Source organism: Sphingobacterium sp. 1.A.4 (assembly GCF_002734245.1).
In the GTDB taxonomy this organism is placed as follows: Bacteria; Bacteroidota; Bacteroidia; order Sphingobacteriales; family Sphingobacteriaceae; genus Sphingobacterium; species Sphingobacterium tenebrionis.
Genome location: NZ_PEAZ01000047.1, coordinates 1 through 16,690, shown reverse-complemented (window position 1 = coordinate 16,690; position 16,690 = coordinate 1). Strand labels below are relative to the sequence as shown.

General features: G+C 40.7%; 15 protein-coding genes. 5 read left to right on the top strand and 10 right to left on the bottom strand.

The genetic code is table 11. The annotated features are described in order from the left end of the window. Positions 1 to 455 precede the first annotated feature (455 nt). The 3 genes from CRJ00_RS07260 to CRJ00_RS07250 are packed head-to-tail and all read left to right on the top strand — an operon-like array spanning position 456 to position 2,691. Positions 456 to 1,499, top strand: coding sequence for a helix-turn-helix transcriptional regulator (locus CRJ00_RS07260; RefSeq protein ID WP_099366207.1), 1,044 nt, complete (start codon positions 456 to 458; stop codon positions 1,497 to 1,499). A 6-nt stretch (positions 1,500 to 1,505) separates the two neighbouring features. After that, a complete protein-coding gene (locus CRJ00_RS07255; RefSeq protein WP_099366206.1) occupies positions 1,506 to 2,171 on the top strand; it encodes a TetR/AcrR family transcriptional regulator in 666 nt (221 codons plus the stop codon). Then, positions 2,149 to 2,691 (top strand): GNAT family N-acetyltransferase, encoded by a 543-nt coding sequence (locus CRJ00_RS07250; RefSeq protein WP_099366205.1) that lies wholly within the window; start codon positions 2,149 to 2,151, stop codon positions 2,689 to 2,691. The genes CRJ00_RS07255 and CRJ00_RS07250 overlap by 23 nt, the downstream gene beginning before the upstream one ends. Before the next feature lie 274 nt (positions 2,692 to 2,965). Here the strand turns inward: CRJ00_RS07250 and CRJ00_RS07245 are convergent, their stop codons facing one another. The 3 genes from CRJ00_RS07245 to CRJ00_RS07235 all read right to left on the bottom strand — a co-directional run bounded on the left by CRJ00_RS07245 (position 2,966) and on the right by CRJ00_RS07235 (position 6,366). Beyond that, positions 2,966 to 5,296, bottom strand: coding sequence for a M1 family metallopeptidase (locus CRJ00_RS07245; protein WP_099366224.1), 2,331 nt, complete (start codon positions 5,294 to 5,296; stop codon positions 2,966 to 2,968). Positions 5,297 to 5,310: 14 nt separating this feature from the next. Then, positions 5,311 to 5,886: a HupE/UreJ family protein gene (locus tag CRJ00_RS07240; RefSeq protein ID WP_099366204.1), complete on the bottom strand. Its 576-nt coding sequence runs from the start codon at positions 5,884 to 5,886 to the stop codon at positions 5,311 to 5,313. A gap of 102 nt (positions 5,887 to 5,988) precedes the next feature. Then, positions 5,989 to 6,366, bottom strand: coding sequence for a hypothetical protein (locus tag CRJ00_RS07235; RefSeq protein WP_099366203.1), 378 nt, complete (start codon positions 6,364 to 6,366; stop codon positions 5,989 to 5,991). Positions 6,367 to 6,440: 74 nt separating this feature from the next. Between CRJ00_RS07235 and CRJ00_RS07230 the strand changes: the two genes are divergently transcribed. Continuing rightward, positions 6,441 to 6,950: a DUF6702 family protein gene (locus tag CRJ00_RS07230; protein ID WP_099366202.1), complete on the top strand. Its 510-nt coding sequence runs from the start codon at positions 6,441 to 6,443 to the stop codon at positions 6,948 to 6,950. A 375-nt stretch (positions 6,951 to 7,325) separates the two neighbouring features. Here the strand turns inward: CRJ00_RS07230 and CRJ00_RS07225 are convergent, their stop codons facing one another. After that, positions 7,326 to 8,210: an AraC family transcriptional regulator gene (locus CRJ00_RS07225; RefSeq protein WP_180268441.1), complete on the bottom strand. Its 885-nt coding sequence runs from the start codon at positions 8,208 to 8,210 to the stop codon at positions 7,326 to 7,328. Between the two features lie 418 nt (positions 8,211 to 8,628). Between CRJ00_RS07225 and crcB the strand changes: the two genes are divergently transcribed. Then, a complete protein-coding gene (gene crcB / locus CRJ00_RS07220; protein WP_099366200.1) occupies positions 8,629 to 9,012 on the top strand; it encodes a fluoride efflux transporter CrcB in 384 nt (127 codons plus the stop codon). On the opposite strand, the gene CRJ00_RS07215 is transcribed toward crcB, so the two are convergent. From CRJ00_RS07215 to CRJ00_RS07190, 6 genes are read right to left on the bottom strand one after another with little or no spacing between them, the layout of a single operon-like run. Then, positions 9,002 to 9,985 (bottom strand): LacI family DNA-binding transcriptional regulator, encoded by a 984-nt coding sequence (locus tag CRJ00_RS07215; RefSeq protein WP_099366199.1) that lies wholly within the window; start codon positions 9,983 to 9,985, stop codon positions 9,002 to 9,004. The two genes, crcB and CRJ00_RS07215, sit on opposite strands and share 11 nt — an antisense overlap. 30 nt (positions 9,986 to 10,015) lie before the next feature. After that, entirely contained in the window at positions 10,016 to 12,136 is a 2,121-nt protein-coding gene (locus CRJ00_RS07210; protein WP_099366198.1) for a hypothetical protein, read from the bottom strand. A 48-nt stretch (positions 12,137 to 12,184) separates the two neighbouring features. After that, on the bottom strand, positions 12,185 to 13,069 hold the full coding sequence (locus CRJ00_RS07205) for a phosphodiester glycosidase family protein (RefSeq protein ID WP_099366197.1): 885 nt from the start codon (positions 13,067 to 13,069) through the stop codon (positions 12,185 to 12,187). A 7-nt stretch (positions 13,070 to 13,076) separates the two neighbouring features. Continuing rightward, complete coding sequence (locus tag CRJ00_RS07200; RefSeq protein WP_099366196.1) at positions 13,077 to 14,285, bottom strand: DUF1735 domain-containing protein; 1,209 nt, start codon at positions 14,283 to 14,285, stop codon at positions 13,077 to 13,079. Positions 14,286 to 14,303: 18 nt separating this feature from the next. After that, positions 14,304 to 16,088, bottom strand: coding sequence for a RagB/SusD family nutrient uptake outer membrane protein (locus CRJ00_RS07195; RefSeq protein WP_099366195.1), 1,785 nt, complete (start codon positions 16,086 to 16,088; stop codon positions 14,304 to 14,306). 17 nt (positions 16,089 to 16,105) lie between these two features. After that, on the bottom strand, positions 16,106 to 16,369 hold the full coding sequence (locus CRJ00_RS07190; RefSeq protein WP_099366194.1) for a hypothetical protein: 264 nt from the start codon (positions 16,367 to 16,369) through the stop codon (positions 16,106 to 16,108). Between the last annotated feature and the right edge of the window lie 321 nt (positions 16,370 to 16,690).

Below are 16,690 nucleotides of genomic sequence, written 5' to 3'. Positions count from 1 at the left end.
AGGTTAGAAGATCCTAACGGAACAAGGAATCGATCTGCTTTTCATGTATTTTAGCTTTACCAATTAAGCAACATTGCTTTCGCAAAGACAGGACTCGAACCTGCATATAATTCAACAATCCCTTTGTTGAATGGAGTCAGCAAGCCAACTCTTGATCAGTATACAGTCTATAAATCTATAGCTGCACTATCCTGCTATTCAGAAACAGTAAAATGAATCAAAGAACTTGGTCATATCTGACACTACAAAGATGGGGCTACTACTGCGCAGGGTAATTGCGCAATAGAGGAAAATGCTAAAAATTTTTAAAAAATATGCTAAACAGCTGATTTAATGAAACATATATTTTAATATTTCATTATCTCTTGGAAAGTAACAGAACAAATACGCAAATAGATTGCGTAGTGAAATCCATTTCATTACATTTATGTTAGCGAATAACCAGATGAAATAACATGTCAAGCAATAAACTCGCCTTAATACGCTATAAAACGATCGACCAATGCTTAAAGCAGCGGCATCGAAAATGGACCTTGGAAGACCTGATGGAAAAAGTATCGGATGCCTTGTACGAATTGGAGGGGATAACTTCTGGCGTTAGCAAAAGGACCATACAGGGAGACATCCAATTGATGCGTAGTAACAAATTGGGTTATAATGCACCGATAGTTGTCAAGGATAGAAAATTTTATGCCTATGATGATCCTGCCTATAGCATCAGCAACTCCCCATTATCCCATATGGATATGGAGAAGATGAAGGAAGCATTGGATGTATTGAAGCATCTTAATGGCTTTTCCTTTTTTGAGGAGATGAGTGACATGATCATCCGATTGGAGGACAAAATATTGGTAAATGAAAGTAATAAGCCAAATATTGTCCAAATGGAAGGCAATAAATTGTTGCGGGGGCTGGAGTGGATCAATCAGATCTACCAAGCGATCAAAAATCAAATTCCCCTTTTGATCAAATATAAATCATTCAAATCCCAAACTGCAACCGAACAGATTTACTATCCTTATTTATTGAAAGAATACAGGAACCGATGGTTCTTAATGACCTATACAAAAAACGGAAACACCCTAATAACATTGGCATTAGACCGTATTCTGGAGATTGAAGAGATGGCAAAATCTTCTTTTAAAGCTTATGAAGGGATAGATTTTGAACGCTATTTTTCGGATACGATCGGCGTTACGAAAAGTCAAAAAGACCGTGGTCAGGCTGTTTTGTTAAAATTTGACGCCAAAAATGTCCCTTATGTGGAAACTAAACCCCTACATGATTCCCAAGAAATCGTGCAGCGATATCCGGATGGATCGGCATTGTTCCGCATTGATGTGGTCTTGAACCTGGAATTGGAAAGGGAGATCCTAGGTTTTGGGGAATGCGTCGAAGTACTCGCACCAAAACAGCTAAAGAACTACATTAAAAGAAGATTGTTCAGAGCTTATAAACAATACCAGAAGGAACCTAAAGTGGAGAAACAGAACAGTTAAAAAGAAATGAAACAAACGAAAACAGGTAAGAAACCAAGAAAAACCACCGCTGGACCAATTAGGGAGAAGGCCAGAACGATGAAAAACCTGGTGGCGGCCGTTGGCAAGGTGTTGAAGAAAAAAGGATATCCGGGATTGAGCATCGCAAATATTGCGGTGGAAGCAAAGGTGGACCGGAAATTAGTATATGCCTATTTTGGAAACTTGGATAATTTAGTGGAGACCTATATCACCGAACAGGATTATTGGAAAACCAAGGCTAAAAAACAGATTGCCAAGCTGCTGGAGCAGGACCAAATGAGTAAAGAGGAAATGCATGGCTTATTGTTTGGACAATTTGAAACGGTCCTGCAGGATAAGACCTTGCAGCGGATTTTGCAATGGGAACTTTCCGAACCGAATACATCGCTTCGCAAATTGGCGGATGCGCGGGAGGAAGTAGGCGAAGAACTGATTCAAAAATTGGAAAAGAATATTGGGAAGGATGGATTGGATATCCGTGCGGTATTGGCTCTGCAGACAGCCGGTTTGTATTACTTGGCGATACATGCCAAATCGAATGGAAGCACTTTTTGTGGGATTGATATCAATGAGGCAGAGGGAAGAAAACGAATTGAAACGACCTTGATGGATATTTTGGAAAAAATAGATGAAAAAAAGAATCAAAATTGATGAACAACTTACACTTCGGGCCTTAGTTTCGGCTGATGCGATTCGGATGTATCAGATAATTGATTCCCAACGGGATTATTTGGGCGAATGGTTGCCTTTTGTGCATTTTACCAATAAGCTGGAGGATAGTAAGGGTTTTGTGGAGATGTGTATACAGAATTGGAAGAACATGAAAGATTTTGTGTTTAAGATTTGTTTGGATGATCGGATGGTTGGATTGATTGGAACGAAAGAAATTGATTTTTTGAATAAATCTACGGAGATTGGATATTGGTTGTCGGAGGAAGTACAGCATCAAGGGATTATGACAAAGTCGGTTAAGGTGGTTATTGAGCATTTGTTTGAGGAGTTTAATTTGCAAAGGATTCAGATTTGCTGTGCAACTGGAAATGTGAAGAGCAGTAATATTCCGTTGAGGTTGGGTTTTGTGAAGGAAGGAGTTAAGAGAAATGCGGAATGGATAGGGAATTATGAGTTTAGGGATTTGGAGGTGTATAGTTTGTTGAAAGGAGATTTTTGATAGGTAGATGCGTCATTGCGAGGAGGTACGACGAAGCAATCTTTCGCTATGTCATCCTGAGCATAGTCTTTTTGTCATCCTGAGCGTAGTATTTTTGTCATCCTGAGCGTAGTCGAAGGATCTATACGGTTATTAGCGAACAGATGCTTCGACTACGCTCAGCATGACATGCGGGAAGATTGCTTCGTTCCTCGCAATGACGTAGTGGCACCCAATGACAGGGCTCCCTATGACGCAGTTCCTCGCAATGACGCAGGGGCTCGAAACAACTTAACTACCTCTTCCTCGCTTCTTTCATCGGATTTGACTCCGACGACTGCCCTCTCACCCCTCTGCCCTGCCCCTGAAAAATCTCAAACCTAGAAGGTTGCGATTTTCTTGGCCAAGCATTATTATCCTCATCAATATCTGCAGTTTCTCGCCATGGATCCAACTGAATGGAAACCACCTCTTTCCTTTTAGCAAACACCTTCGTCACCTCATTCTCATTCAACCTCCAAATATAAGCCGGGATATTATCTACTTCCTTACTTCCATCAGCAAAGGTCCATTCAATAATCAATGGCATAACCAATCCCCCATTATTTTTGAATTTCAATTCATAAAAAGAAATCTTTCCATCGAAAATATCCTTCTCCTTCGCATTTAACGACGCATAAAAAGCTTGATAATTTGCCTCATTCTCCGGTTTCACCGCAAAACGGTCCCATTTATTATAAAAATCCAATAAGGAAGTATCCTTTTCTACCAAGAAAGCCATATTTTCTTCCATATTACGCTTCCGTGTAATCGTATTCAAATCCCTATCAAAGGCTTCCTTCTGATCTTTCTGCGTTTTCCCCGGATCAGCACCCGTCATCCTATATTGGGTAACATTCGCCAATTCAATCTCCACTGCATCCGTTGTAAAGAACCAACCCCGCCAAAACCAATCCAGATCAACCGCCGAAGCATCCTCCATCGTCCGGAAGAAATCAGCCGGTGTTGGATGTTTAAATTCCCAACGACGGGCATATTCCTTAAACGCATAATCAAACAGCTCCCTACCCATTACCGTCTCCCTAAGAATATTCAGTGCGGTGGCCGGTTTTGCATAAGCATTAGGCCCAAACTGCACAATATTCTCTGAATTGGTCATAATAGGCTCCAATTGATCCTTCGGCAAACGCATATAATCCGTGATCTTATGCGCCGGTCCGCGACGCGATGGAAAATCCTTATCCCATTCCTGCTCTGTCAAAAACTGTAAAAAGGTATTCAAACCTTCATCCATCCAGGTCCATTGTCTTTCATCCGAATTCACGATCATCGGGAAGAAATTATGTCCTACCTCATGGATGATCACCCCGATCATCCCATATTTCACCGCCTCCGAATAGGTCCCGTCCTCATCAGCACGACCATAATTAAAACAGATCATCGGATATTCCATCCCATTGGCCGCTTCCACTGAAACGGCTACCGGATAAGGGTATGGAATCGAGAATTTGGAATAGGTTTTTAAAGTATGTGCCACCACTTTGGTGGAATATTTTCGATATAAAGGATAAGCTTCTGGCCCATAATACGACATGGCCATGGGTTGGTTTCCAGGAACACCTTCATTCACCTTCAACGCATCCCATACCAAACGACGGGAACTCACAAAGGCAAAATCACGAACATTCTTGGCTTCATAAACCCAGGTTTTCTTGGCTTTGGATTTCTCACCCATCGCTTTTTGGGCATCGGCCAAGCTCACGATTTCAATTGGCTCCTGGCTGCTTTGGGCTTGCTTCCATCGGTTAAGTTGTGTAGCATTCAATACTTGTCCATAATTCTGACATTCACCAGTAGCTCCAACGATATGGTCCGCGGGAACCGTGATATTCACTTTATAATCTCCAAATACCAAGGCAAACTCACCTCTACCGGTGAACTGTTTATTCTGCCAACCTTGGAAGTCCGAATAGACCGCCATTCTTGGAAACCATTGTGCGATGGTATAAAGGTAATTATCATCTTTCGCAAAATATTCGTATCCGCCACGGCCACCCTGCTCGATGCGATTGGTAATCTTATAATCCCAATCGATATGCAGATTCATTTTTGCACCCGGCTTCAAAGCGGTTGGAAGGTCGATGCGCATCATCGTATAATTGATGGTGTATTTCAAAGGTTTATTGGATCCGTCCGTCACCTTATGGATATTAACGCCAAACCCCTTCTTTTCAGGGACCAATGTTTTCAATTGGTCAATCGACATGCGTTCGCTCAAACTACTCTGATTGAATTTTTTGCTTTCTGAACCATCTGCATGTTCGTTTTCATCCAGCTGTACCCATAAATAGGTCAAGGGATCGGGAGAATTATTGGTATAGGTAATGACCTCAGAGCCTTTAAGGATTTGGTTCACTTCATCGATCTCCACATTGATCACATAATCTGCTTTCTGCTGCCAATACATCGAACCAGGAGCACCAGAAGCGGTCCGGAAGATATTCGGATCACTCAACAAGGTGCCCAATTGTTCAAATTTATTGCCGTGATTTGACCCAGGATTTTGTTGAGCCTGCGCTAGTGTTAAACACAGGGAGCCAGCGATTGCAAAGCTTAATGTTTTCAAGTTGCCAAATATTTTCATAGTGGAATACGTTCAATAGCCATAATAAAGGAAATACCGATCACTGCAGATGATAAAAAGAAACTCCAGTCTCTATTATTGACCCGGAAGATCTTCAGCATCAGTTCGGACAGTAGGATAACAAAGAAAACAATAATTAGTTGTCCAAATTCCAAACCTATATTAAAGGATAAAAGGGGCAGCACTATGTTTGCCTCTTTTCCCAAAAGTGATTGCAAATAATTGGAAAAGCCCAATCCATGGATCAGACCAAAGATGAGGGCCATACTGTAGAGAATAGCAGCGCTTCGCTGCTTTCTTCTTTTCGGCAGGTTATAAAGCGCCGTAATCAGGATAGTGACAGGTATCAGGAATTCGATCCAGCTCATATCAACCTTGATAATCTTGAAGGCGGCTAAGGCAAGGGTAATGGAATGGCCGATTGTAAAAGCCGTAACCAACCAGAGCAGGCGTTTCCAATCCTTTAAGGTATAGCTACAACATAAAACCAAGACAAATAGGATATGGTCATAGCCATTGAGGTCCAGAATATGTTGCCAACCAAGTTGAAAGTAAATGGAGAAATCGCTCATGATTTAGGTTATTCCAATAATATCACACAAATTTAATATTATTTTAATAAGGAATATTTTATAACTAAATAATTACATAGTTCAAGGATTTAAACTAACCAATTATTTATCCAATACTAACTTTTTGATGCGATCATCAGCCTGCAGCAGTTTAACCTCTTGTTCTGAAAGCTGCACAGAAAATTGGAAATAGTTCGGCATCGGTTGGGAAACATCGATCTGCCGGCCAACATTGATGTTCAGATCCTGAAAAACAGTGATAACAGCATCCTTAACCACAAGAACGGCCTGCGGTTCTTCCAAACCGTCCACAGCAATCGTCAACATATAGGATTCCGACAGGGTGCCCTTATAGGCAATCCGGTCATTTTCATCCTTTTGGCAGGAATTGAAGATCAGTAAAAGGCAACATCCCAACAACAGTACAACTATATTTTTCAAAGGTTTAGCTTGTTTTAATAATAATAACAGCTTGTTCATCAGTTAATTAATTAGTTTTGGCATGGAAAATTAATCATTTTCCTGAATATTGGATACTTTAGTGTGATAAAAATATGAAAAACCTAAAATACAATTGGAAAGTCCTATGTTTCGTTTTAATATTTGTAACGAGCATTGCCTTCGCACATCCATTTTACGTTAGCATCAGTTCCATCACGTTCAACCCCCAAAAGAAACAGGTAGAAATATCCTGTCGGCTCTTTTATGATGATCTCGAACTGGCCTTAAAAAATCAGATGAACCAACGCATTGATGTCATTAATCCGAAGAATAAACAGCAGGCCGATTCTACGATATCTCAGTATATAAGGAACAATTTTCGGATGAAAGTAAATAGTAAACCGGTTGAGCTCAGGTACCTAGGATATGAAATCATTGATGATGTGGCTTGGTGTTATTTATATTCCGATCAGATCAGTTCCATTAATCAACTGGAGGTGACCAATCAACTATTATATCAGGATTTTAAGAGGCAATCCAACATTATGCATGTGCAGGTCGGGAAAACAAAGAAAAGTTACAAGTTAGATCATCCAAAGCGAGTAGCTTCGTTCAGTTTTTAATGGATGAATGATAGAATTGGTAAAAACCTAACCCCTTATAAACACAAAATGCTTTTCGTTAAAAAAGCACATCTAAATTTTAATTATTGATTTTTGTTTTTTAGAAGGTTAACTTTTATTGTTAACACTTCTAGGATTTGGTTTGGATTGATCTCCGACAAAACCCCAATTCGTTACATAATATAAATATGGGTTTCTGACTAGGGTTTGTTTTTTCTTCTTCTCTTTTTTAATCATATTATTTCCTTTCTTTTATTGTTACGGCAATAATATAGCAAAAACCAGTCCAATTTCCAAAGAAATGGTTTATTTTTTTTTTTATAATAAGCTATTAAACTAAAATATTGGGAATTTAGGGATATATTTCTTTTAAATTTAACGATACACTTCCTTTAAAGGAACGCTTCTTTTATACGTAAAATCTGTTGGCGAACATCCAATGATATGTTTAAATACCCTATTAAAATGAACTACGGTATTAAAACCACAAAGGTATGCCACTTCCGATATATTCTCCGTAGAATGGTTGACCAATAATTGGCAAGCCTTTTCGATCCGTATCTCGTTCAAGAAAGTAACATAGGTTTTCATGGTGTGTTTCTTGAAATACTTACAAAAGGCCGAGGGTGTCATGTGGATTAACTTCGCAATCTCATCAATGGTAATATCCTTCGCATAATTTTCCAGGGTATATCTTAACACCTCATTGATTCGGATACCGACCCGGTCGTTGAAATTGGAATCCTGCAACCCAGAGTATAAGGAAATCATATTCGATTCCTGGGTAAAAAGGAAATCAAATACGGTAAATACCTTTTTAAGTTTGCTGATATTTTGGGATCTAAATAAATCCAGGAACACTTCTTTAATCTCCAGACTATGCTTAGGGCTTAATTTTTTGGAAGAATCCAAGTTCTTGAAGAAATCGCGAATGGAACGAAGTTCCGACATTTCGAACAAGGATCTTAATTTTTCAAACCCAACGAATAGATGAACAACATGGATTAATTCTATGGAATCATTCTCTTTAATAAAAACATGTGGATCATTCGCTTTCAGGATATAAATCTCATCCTTTACAAAAGGTTGGATTAAATTCCCGATCACCACGGAACCCCTACCCCTAACAATGTATGAAATCTGAATTTCTTTATGCCGGTGATAGTGGCTATAAAATTGTTCAAGGATATCTTCTTGTACATAAAATGATCCTGACCCACCCGCTGGGGCAGTAAATTCGATAGGTGTTTTCACCTCCATGTTTTTAATCGATTCCATACTAGAGAGAAAATTTAATTCAAATGTTTTAAAAGTCTGGTGTTAAAATTCATAACTAAGTTTAACAAATCTAAGATTTTTTTTTATCCTATTAGCATAGGATTAAACATAAAGTGAACTTTTTTCTCTTAAAAGTTATTGTTACACTTTTTATTGTCAAAAATTTAAGAAACAATCGTTTTTATTGGAAAAAATAAGAAAACTGTTCTTAGCTTGTTGAAATATTTTAAATCTACTGGAATCCAAGTTTGATTCTTCATCTAAGTGAGGTCTAAGTGAGATGTAAGTGAGTTGTAGGTGCCTTTAGTCACTTACAACTCACTTACAACTTGCTTAGACATTTCTTCCATAGTGAATCTAAAAAGATATTCCTAAATTGGTCCATCATATACTTGGAAGGATGAAAGATGTTTTAATAATAGCTTTAGGCGGTGGAATCGGCAGTGTAATGCGGTATTTTGGTGCACAATTTATCAGCAAGAATTACCCTTCGCATATTCCTATGGGAACCCTGCTTATCAATATTACCGGATGTCTACTTATTGGCTTGTTGATCGGTCTATCCGATAGACAGCAATGGCTAAATAATGAATGGAAACTCCTATTGATCACCGGTTTCTGTGGTGGCTATACCACCTTTTCCACTTTTGCAGCCGAGAACATCAACCTGATTCAAAACCAACACATCGGATACGCTATCCTCTACACGGTTTTAAGTGTGGCTTTAGGTTTATTGGCGGTTTGGGCAGGACTTTCCTTAGGAAAAGTGTTCCTTAGTAACTGACCAAATTAGAGTTGAATACCAGCCCTTCCTTCCGTTCAATATCCTTCATCTGATTCACTAATATCCGAACGCTTTCTTTTGCCAATACGTCGGTAGGCTGTTTCACATGACTGATGGGATGGTAGAAAAAATCATAAACTTCACTGGCATCAAAACACAAGACTTCTAAATCCTTTGGAATCTGTACCCCTCTCTGGGTCAATATTTTCAATCCTGCAACCGACAAGGTGTTGGTGGCAAACACCATCACATCCGTCTTTTGTCCATCCAGGATTTCATATACCACCGATTTCAGTTCCTGATGTTGATTTGCATAATCAATTTCAAAAACATCGGTTACCATATCTTTTGCTGCATCTTTAAATCCAGCCTTCCTATCGATCATATGTTGAAGTTGGGTATTGTAACTGATCAACGAAAGATGTTTAAAACCTTTTTCAATCAGATTCTTTACCCCTGCGAACATCGATTGGTAATTATCCGTGATGACATAGCTGCTATTGATATGTTTAAAATGCCTATCAATCAAGCACAGTGGTATGCCCAAGGACATGATATATTCAATAGTTTCCTCCGAATTTTCCGGTGGAGAGATGATAAAACCATCTACCTGCCTTTTAATGAATACATCGACTAATTTCTTGAGCTTTTCAGGGCTCTCATCAGAGCTTCCCATAATGGTGGTCAACCCAAATTGGCTGGATTCATCCTCCACCCCTCGTGCAATGGAAGCAAAAAATGGATTGGAAATATCAGCAACGATCAATCCAATGGTATTTGTTTTTCCTGATTTTAAGCTCTGGGCGATGTGATTGGGTTTGTAATTCAATTCCAAAGCGGCCTGCTTGATGCGCATGGCTGTTTCTTTGCCCACTCTTCCCTTTTCCTCATTGCCACTGATCACATAGGATACCAAGGCAGTTGAAACACCCAAATGCTGTGCAATATCCTTTAATGAAACTTTCTTAGCCATGTTATAAAGATAAATTAAAATAAACACTTGTTAATACTTCCAGAAGATTTGATCGCCCCAATTATCCAATATTCGGTTATAGGCCTCCGAAGCTGCCCCATTTCCCCAGTCGTAGATGGTAAATTCTCCAATTCCAATGCCCTCAGCAGAGGTATGCCCATCATGACCATAATTTTCCATCATAAAACCATAATCCCGTTCATTCATAAAAGGCCATCTTTTTTCCCATTGCACTTTGCTAAGGGCATTTTCCGGGCAATACATCAGTACAAAAGATGCCCGTAAGGCCGCGATCCCCCGCTGCATGTAATCCTTTCTTTTCAAGGCCTTCCCATATTGAAGAATGAGCTCGGCGAATAAACTCTGTCGCGAATCATTCCATTCGGCATCCGCATTCATCACCCCAAAACCGCCAACAGCAGGAATATGGATGAATCCCGGCTGCCAAACCGCTTGCCACATCAATAGTTCATCCATCACACGCTCTCCTAATCGTAGATGAGTCACATCCCTGCTTATCCTGTACGCCTGAAAATGGGCCTGGGCTAAATAATACATACTCAAGGTATTCTGTTTGTACATATTATTCCGAACGACCTTCCGCCCGACCAAATCCACCGATCCATACCTACTACAGGACAAATAGGTCTCGAAATCCTCCCATTGTCCATGCTCCAAACATAATTGATCAACGGCTTTTAGTGCGCGCCATGCTGCATTCTTGAACTTTTCTTCCTTCGTGATTTCAGATAGTTTGAGTAAAAAGGTCACGGACATGGCCGATTCTGGACTTTTGCTGAGGATCTGCAGGTCCTTATGCGTTTGCACATCGATCCAGGCAGGGAAAAAACCATCATCCCGTTGGATCTTCAACAAGCCTTCCCCATAATTTCGGGCAAAGTCCAATAACGTTTCATCCTTTTCCAAATCCTGGTACCACTCCAACATAAGAAAGGCCGTAAAACTCATATCGAGGACATGGAATGGCGCTTCCTTTGCCGCTTTTCCAAAAGGATTTCTATCCGAATTGCCGTAATAATAATGTTGCCAGCCTTTGGACCGCCAATAACTCTTTCCGGCTATTTCACGAGGCTCCATTTCGGTAGCAATCAATCCAGGAAAAAAACCCTCTTGCTGAGGAAATGCCAAAGCCAACTCTTTGGTTTTTAAGGCATACCCCTTCAAGGAATCATTATGGGTTCTCAAGGCATAACGCATCAATCCAGATGCGGAACGGAATGAGTTAAACCAGGCCTGATTCCAGATGGATCGAAATTCCCGCTCATTGATCTCGCCCTTGTAATTGGGACTTTGGGTTACATTGACAATAAAAGTGGGTGCTCCGACCCTTTTCCCATGGAGATCAAACTCCTGCCAAACCGCATCCTTCCAATTTTTGAATGCCCAATTATAGGTATGCTGCACATAAGTATCTAAATCCGACTTAAGCAAGGCTTTGTTCTTCTCATTCGCTTTCTCACCCCATTTTTGCCATAAGAACTGGTTCACTTTCGCAAAGGGGTTTCGGATATCCTCTTGCTCTTCGGAGATCAGGATATAAGCTGCCAATTGATTTTTTCCTTTCGGAATGTTCGTTTTCCCCAGTTTTTCATACAGCACATGATCTGTAATCTTAGATGCAGAAAAACCTAGGGAAAGTAGATTCTTCATGGCATCCATATCCATAAACCAAGGTGCTTTATCCTGATGCTGCAACAGATCCAGATCTGGAACGATGGCCAAGAACCTATCCTCACTCGTATTGATCATGGCCGGTGAGCGAAAAACATGCTGCGGCATGATATGGTTATCCGTAGGCGTCAAATGAGGTGCCCAATGGAATAAAGGCATAAACATTGGCCTGATCTGTACCTCCCAGAAAGCCAGAGATAGATCGTTAGCACAATCCCACTCAAAAGCAATGTAATAAACCCCCTTGCCCATCTTCCGGATTTCTCCTTCTGGTTTAAACCCCTGCGGAGCAAAGTAGCTTATCGATTGGATATACGGTCTGAGATCGTTCGGAATATCCATGCTGATCGAATCTTCCGCCACAAAGTGAAAACCTTTCTCTCCATAAGGAGAGGCTTGGACAATCCCTAGCAGCATAAACATCCATATACTAGTCAGTAAATAGACTGGACTTCTCATAATTTCTGAAACTTGGTCAATTGGTTAATGTTGAAACAATTTAAGCAATTAATCCACGACAATAGCTAAACCATTGGCAACTTTTCGCGGTTCGGCATCCGAATACACATTGATCTCCCGAAAACCAGTACCTTCCTTTTGAATCAATGTACTGGAACCCCCACCATCCAGATTCAGCGCATGCTGAACCTTCAGGCTGAAGAACAATTCAGACATTTCCCGGAAACTCATGCCGATGGAATGTTCCGCCTTTCGGCCATCCACCACCAAGAGATAGAATTTCTCGGCATTAAAGCCCAAGGATGTCCGTGGATGCCTTTCCGAATTGGCATGACTGACCATGGCATAATCGCTCATTAATTTTTCCACACCTCCAATCCCCTCCGAAATAGAATCCTTCAATTTTGTATAATTCAGGTTCCCTCCAATCAGAAACTCTCCTGTTTTCTTAACCGCAAAGAAGCTATGCCAGGTATCAAAAAACTTATCATGAATGATCTTTCCCTCCTGTACAAAAGGTCCCCAAGGGTTCCCCTGCCAGTAGAAAAAATCCCCATTTACAGCAAACTGTATCTTGGATGCGTAGGGCGATTGTGTCGCCATTTCCTTCACCGTACCTAATTCATAATCCGAGGAATCCTTGGTCAAGGAAATGGTCTTTAATTTTAGATTTGCCTTAGCGCGATCCATCGCTATTAGATGAAATGCTAGCGGCGCATCGGTTTGGTTCTGTATGTTGACCGAATATAACTTCAGTCCATCAAGAACAGCTGTTTCTTTGAATTCCACTAGGTTTTTGACATAGCTTAGCTTTTGGATCTGATCTTCCACATCTACCTGAAGATCCAATACTACCGGCGCTATATTTTCTGCTTTGTTGCAAGCTAGCTGCAACAGCAATAAGATTCCCCATATATTATATTTAAACTTCATCTTCCAATTATTTTAAAGGGTAAAAACCATCTGTTCTAAAATCCTTATAGCGATAGATATCACCTGCTGCATCCAAACCAACGAGATCCCCTTTTAGCACTATGATTTTCTGGTACATATCAAACCCTTCACCGATCAATCGCCTATTGGAAGGCACAGCCAATTCCGACATGCTATAAGCCCACAGTTTTCCATTACTTTCTAAGGCCAATAATTCATCCTTAAAGGCCATCAATTGTTTGTAACCTTTGAAGCCGGTAGCCACTTCTGTTTTTGCTGCAGAAACATTACTCAAGACAGGTTGTCTGTTCATAATTCCATTGGCATCTACGGTCAACAGGTAATTCTTGAATGGGACCAAAGTCCATTTATTCCAAAAATCGCCCAACCAGAAAGGATTGGCTTGTGCCATAGTATAATCCGCATTGATCCTGAAACTAAATAATCCTGCCCAATAAGGATGATTTCTAAAAACAATGGATTGATCGTCTATCAAATACCAGGATTCCGAAGCATCCCAGAACACCCCGACCACTTTAGGCGGATCACTGAAGACTCCTGCCTGATCTGGAACATAGGACATGATATCGTGGTTATTCTTTTTAAGCAATAGACTACCGCGTGAACCTGGACCAATAAACAATCCCCAATTGGCGCCCAAACTCAATACCTTATCTCTTGGTACCTCTCCACGTGGATAACTCACCTGGATAACATAATAAATCGTTTGGAATTTCCGGTTGGTAGCAATTCCAGAAGACTGCGATTGGATCGTGATGGGCAACAAATAAGATTTGAACAATTGCAGGTTCGCATCCGGTTTGATCTGAACCTGTAATTTATTGCTCATTCTTTGGCCTGCTGTAATCAATAAATTACTGCCTGTCAATTGGTAATTGGAAGCCGGGAGCAATTCATAATTAGTACCATTGGCCCTGTTGAAAGAATCCAGCAAAGAAGCATCTGCCGCCGCCGTGATTTGGATATCCTGCCCAGCATCCTTTGGCCCACCTAAATACACATTGAAATCGAGGTCTATAGGCTCACCACTAGGGCTAACAGCCTGTTGAACCACTCCTCTTTCCGCTTTCGGAATGTACAATTTTCCATAAAGCGCATCTTCTTCTGCTGTTGTTTCGTAAATGATCACCTTGCTACAGGAAAACATCATTACGATCAAAAGCAATCCGAGTATATAATTTATCTTACTTTTCATAATAATATCATTTATAGCTTACCAGCCTACGTTTTGCACCATATATGGATTCTTTTCGATCTCCCCGATCTGAATTGGCCATAGATAATGTTTTGGAGAGGTAAATACCCTTCTTTCGATCACCGTTCTTTTATAATAAGCAGGATCTTTTAGGTGGGTACCGGCCATGATGTTCATGCCGTAGATGGGTCCAGAATCATACGATCTGGCAATTTTCCAACGCCTCACATCAAAATAGCGTTGCGCCTCAAAGGCCATCTCTACCCTTCTTTCCTGTTGTATCCGTTCGCGCATGCTTTCCTTACTCAATCCGGCAGGAAGATCGGGCATTCCCGACCGTGTCCGGATCAGGTTGAGGTATTTGTACACATCGGCTACAGGACCTTGGGATTCATTCAAAGCTTCAGCATAATTCAGATAGATTTCAGCCAGACGGATTTCCACCCAGGTATTCAATCCAAATTGATTCTGAGGGATATTACTGGTATGGTTCACCATTTTGCGCATCAGATAGCCCGAAATACAATAGTCAGAACCAGCCTTTTCTCGTCCATCCTTTCCCGTGAACCAAAACTGAACCTCCGCATTTTTCCAACGCGAACCGGCAAACGTAATGGAAGCATAAAAGCGTGGATCACGATTGATGTACATGTTGCTAACTCCTGCTGGGTAATAATCCTTAGGATGTTTTGCTGCTACAAATCCATCTTCGCGATAACCGGATTGGGGGTTGATAATAGGCGAACCATCTGAATTGTAACCGCTGATCGGTTTCTCGCCATTGTTCATTTCATAGGCATCCACTAAGCCTTGGGTTGGACAATAAATGGAATATCCACCATAGGAGGTGGGATTAGCACAACGTTCAAAATGCTGTTTGACACCATTGTTCCTCGCCAATAAAACTTCCCTATTATTTCTTATCGTAAATACCTTTTGGTAGTTATCCATCGGGTCATTCGTTGGAGAATAATATAAGCCATAACCATTCTGTTCAGCTCCATCGATACAGGCTTTTGCTGCTGCAGCCGCCTGTGCCCATCGGTTGGCATCGTAATCCGGAAACAAACGTGTTCCATCATCGTTCTTCAAATTCCGATAATCGGGGTTTCCATTGAATAAAGGACTCGCCATATACAGCAATACCCGTGATTTAAGGCCCATTGCTGCTGCTTTAGTGATCCGCCCATAATCTATGGGTTCCACATTCCAATCCAAAATGGCGATCGCTTTATCGCATTCCGAGGCAATAAATTCGGCAACCTTATCCACTGGATTTCTTCTGATCTTACTAAAATCCTCATCCAATTTGATGGTTCGATCCACGATAGGAACAGCGCCATACATTTTCATAATATTAAAATGGTAGTATGCCCTTAAAAATATAGCCTCTCCTTTCCATACTTCTTTATCCCGTTCATCCATCGGAACACGATCTATATTTTCCAGGAAGATGTTGGTCTTCCGGATACCTTCATACATAAAACCCCATACATCGGGATGAAAATCGGCAGGGCTCCAAGCCCCGGAATTCAGCAGATGCGAATAGGCTCCTGTCCAGGTGATCTCCATTTCATCGCTGGCACCCGTAAATGGGTTTCTTTCCTCCCAACGGGAAATCTCCAGCATGGGCGGCATATTATGGTATACGGAAGAGAGGAAGCCTTCTGCAAACTGCCTTTCGGAAAACACCTTATCGATATCGAGGTTTTCATCCGGCTGTTTTTCCAGGAAATCTCGCTCGCAGGATAGTAAGCAGGCTCCGGCTATCAGTATTTTGAAGATTAAATTTCTTTTTTTCATGACTAGTTCATTTAGGTTTAAAAAGTCAATTGTGCACCAAAATTCACGATCCTTTGCAGCGGATATCCCGGAGTACCATAATTTGCTTCTGGATCGATGATCTTGATCTTATCCCAAGTAATCAGGTTCGTTCCATTGGAGAATACCCGGATCCCATTCAAACCGATTCTCTTCAAGGACTCGGGCGCAAAAGAATAGGCAATCTCTGCACTCTTCAACCGAATGAAACTGGCATCTTGGAGAAAATGCGTGGATGTCTGGTTATTGTTCAGGTTATCCATGCTCGATACCCTTGGGTATTTGCGAGGGCACTGAAAAAGTCTCAACTTTTTAATGAGATTTAAAGAAATGACTGAGTACAAGATTTATCTTACTCGGTCATTTTTGTTCTAAGGATTTCTGAAAATTTGTTTTTTAATGGTTTTATTGAAGGTTTAATCGACCATGAGTGGCTATTTAGGCTTTCAGAATCTCAAATCCATTGATTTTGAGGTAATATTCCTCCTTTTTAGATCAATTTCAGGATTCTTTTCAAGTTTACCGTGAAGATGGCCATTGCACCCTGCATTTCCATATTTTGGATGCCATAGGAATCTGCTCTT